4 protein-coding genes are annotated in these 3,307 nt (G+C 71.3%); all 4 read left to right on the top strand.

Annotation, left to right across the window (positions count from 1 at the left end; translation table 11 throughout):
* Window positions 1-493, top strand: a 493-nt coding sequence (locus tag FRW57_RS19330; protein WP_238999494.1) for a helix-hairpin-helix domain-containing protein, incomplete at its 5' end; no start/stop codon positions are given.
* Between the two features lie 204 nt (window positions 494-697).
* Complete coding sequence (gene rapZ / locus FRW57_RS19325) at window positions 698-1,528, top strand: RNase adapter RapZ (protein ID WP_238384677.1); 831 nt, start codon at window positions 698-700, stop codon at window positions 1,526-1,528.
* Window positions 1,525-2,466: a gluconeogenesis factor YvcK family protein gene (locus FRW57_RS19320; protein ID WP_152186804.1), complete on the top strand. Its 942-nt coding sequence runs from the start codon at window positions 1,525-1,527 to the stop codon at window positions 2,464-2,466. The genes rapZ and FRW57_RS19320 overlap by 4 nt, the downstream gene beginning before the upstream one ends.
* Before the next feature lie 103 nt (window positions 2,467-2,569).
* Window positions 2,570-3,307 (top strand): DNA-binding protein WhiA (gene whiA / locus FRW57_RS19315; protein ID WP_152186803.1); only part of this gene is annotated, 738 nt, incomplete at its 3' end.

Below are 3,307 nucleotides of genomic sequence, written 5' to 3'. Positions count from 1 at the left end.
CCGCTTCGCCTACCCCCCGCAGCTCGTCGTCGTGGACGGCGGCCTGCCCCAGGTCAACGCGGCCGCCGCGGCCCTGGCCGGGCTCGGCGTCGACGACGTGGCCGTCGTGGGCCTCGCCAAGCGGCTCGAGGAGGTCTGGCTGCCCGGGCGGGAGTTCCCGGTCATCCTTCCCCGCACCAGCGAGGGCCTCTACCTGCTCCAGCGCGTGCGCGACGAGGCGCACCGGTTTGCCATCACCTTCCACCGTCAGCGTCGGTCCAAGGCGATGACGCACAGCGTGCTGGACGACGTCCCCGGACTGGGTGAGGTGCGGCGCAAGGCGCTGCTGCGACAGTTCGGTTCGGTCAAGCGGCTCCGCGCGGCCGAGGTGGACGAGATCCAGCAGGTTCGCGGCATCGGCCCCGCGTTGGCTGTCACCATTCATCGTGTACTGCATGATGAGTCCCCGGCCGAACCGGCGGTCAACGTCACGACCGGCGAGGTGCTCGACTAGGTGAAGGAGGATCAGGTGACCGATCACCCCACACCCCCGACACCTGTCGCAGGGGGACCGGGCAAACGCGCCGCGGACAACGCCGACGCAGGCGGTGCCTCGGGCGCGAGTTCCGACAGCGATTCCGGCAAGGACCCCGGCCGTCCGGTCGAGTCGGCCGAGGCCGCCGTGCCCGACGACACCGAGATCGTGGTCGTCACCGGCATGAGCGGTGCCGGCCGCACCACCGCCGCCAACGTCCTGGAGGACCACGGCTGGTACGTCGTGGACAACCTGCCGCCGCAGATGCTGCTGCCGATGATCCAGCTCGCCAGCAGGTCACGTGGCGCGGTCACGCGGCTCGCCGCGGTGGTCGACGTGCGGGCCCGCAACTTCTTCGACGAATTCCATTCGGCATTGGAGACCCTTCGGGCCAAGGGCTGGCACGCAACGGTGGTCTTCATGGAAGCCACCGACGAGGCGCTCGTGCGACGCTTCGAGTCGGTCCGCAGGCCGCACCCGCTGCAGGGGGACGGGAGGATGCTCGACGGCATCCTCCGCGAGCGGGAGATGCTCGGTGACCTGCGCTCGGAAGCCGACGTGCTCATCGACACCTCGGGCCTGAACGTGCACCAGCTCGCCGCGAAGGTCGACGAGATCCTCGGCACCTCGGCAGGCCCACGGCTGCGGATCGCGGTGATGTCGTTCGGCTTCAAGTACGGCATCCCCCTCGACGCCGACCTCGTCTTCGACATGCGCTTCCTCCCCAACCCGTTCTGGATCCCCGAGCTGCGGCCCTTCACCGGTCAGGACCAGGCGGTCTCCGACTTCGTGCTCGCCCAGGAGGGCGCCCTCGACTTCCTCGAGCGGGTGGTGAGCCTGTGCGAGCCGATGCTCGCCGGCTACCAACGCGAGGGCCGCCGCTACGTCACCATCGCCGTGGGGTGCACCGGCGGCAAGCACCGGTCGGTGGCGATGGCCGAGGCCCTCGCTCCCCGGCTGGCCGGCCCCGACGTCGGCACCATCGTCGTGCACCGCGACCTGGGGCGCGAATGAGCCGGGCCAGGGTCGCGGCGCTGGGCGGTGGCCACGGATTGGCGGCCTCGCTGTCGGCGTTGCGCCTGGTCACCGACGGGATCACCGCGATCGTCACGGTCGCGGACGACGGCGGGTCCAGCGGCCGGCTGCGCAAGCAGTTCGACGTGCTGCCGCCAGGCGACCTGCGGATGGCGCTCGCGGCCCTGTGCGACGACACGGAGTGGGGCCATCAGTGGGGCGACGTGCTGCAGCATCGTTTCGCCGGCGACGGCGACCTCGGCGGACACGCGCTGGGCAACCTGCTCATCACCTCGCTCTGGGACCTGCTCGGCGACCCGGTCGCCGGCCTCGACCTGGTGGCCCGGCTCCTGAACGCCAGGGGGAGGGTGCTGCCGATGGCGTCGGTGCCCCTCGACATCGAGGCCAGTGTCCTCGGCGCCGACCCCCATCGGCCGGACGAGGTCACCCAGGTGCGCGGGCAGTACGCCGTCGCCACCACACCCGGCAAGGTGCTCGGCGTCCGTCTCTTCCCCGAGGAACCACCGGCGTGCAGCGAGGCCATCACCGCTATCCTCGACGCAGACTGGGTGGTGCTGGGGCCGGGCTCCTGGTTCACCTCGGTGATGCCGCACCTGCTCGTGCCGAAATTGCACGAGGCGCTCGTCAAGACCAAGGCCAAGAAGCTGCTCACCCTCAACCTGCTAATGAATGATGTGGAGACAGAGGGCTTTTCGGCGGCCGACCACCTGGAGGTGCTGGCCGCCCACGCGCCCGACCTGCACATCGACGTGGTGCTCGCCGACCCGAGCACGCTGGACGACTCGGGAGCGCTGCTGCGTCGCGTCGCCGCCGGTGTGGGCGCAGAGGTGGTGATCGCACCGGTCGCCGACGTCGACCAACCCGGCCACCACGACTCCCTGCGTCTGGCCGCGGCCTACCGTGACGTCCTGCTCTGAGGCGGCGCCGCGCGTTGACGCCGGATGAGATGATGGCGCGCACACGGGGGGACCGGGGCACGGCCTGCCCCATGACGCGACGAGGAATGACAGGATGGCTCGCATGGCGATGACGGCAAGGGTGAAAGACGAGCTCAGTCGCCTCCAGGTGACCAAGACCTGCTGCCGCAAAGCCGAGGTCTCGGCGACGCTCCGCTTCGCCGGAGGGCTGCACATCATCGGCGGCCGGATCGTCATCGAGGCGGAGCTCGACACCGCCAACGCCGCGCGCCGGCTCCGGCGCGACATCGCGGACGTCTACGGCCATTCCAGCGAGATGGTCGTCGTCGCGGCCGGCGGACTGCGCCGTGGCAGCCGGTATGTCGTGCGGGTGGTGCAGGACGGCGAGGCGCTGGCCAGGCAGACCGGTCTGATCGACACCCGTGGTCGACCGGTGCGCGGACTTCCCCCGCGCGTCGTGAGCGCCGCCGTCTGCGACGCCGAGGCGGCTTGGCGCGGTGCCTTCCTCGCACACGGGTCGTTGACCGAGCCGGGTCGTTCATCCGCGCTGGAGATCACCTGTCCGGGTCCCGAGGCGGCGCTCGCACTGGTGGGCGCGGCCAGGCGCCTCGACATCCAGGCCAAGGCGCGTGAGGTCCGCGGCGTGGACCGGGTGGTCATCCGTGACGGTGACACCATCGGCGCGATGCTCACCCGGCTCGGCGCGCACGACGCCGTGCTGGCGTGGGAGGAGCGACGGATGCGTCGCGAGGTGCGGGCGACGGCCAACCGGCTCGCGAACTTCGACGACGCCAACCTGCGCCGCTCCGCGCGGGCTGCGGTCGCGGCGGGCGCCCGGGTC

Source organism: Segeticoccus rhizosphaerae (assembly GCF_009192725.1).
Lineage (GTDB): Bacteria > Actinomycetota > Actinomycetes > Actinomycetales > Dermatophilaceae > Segeticoccus > Segeticoccus rhizosphaerae.
Note: the sequence above shows the minus strand (reverse complement) of the source record. Positions and strands in the feature narration are given on the sequence as shown.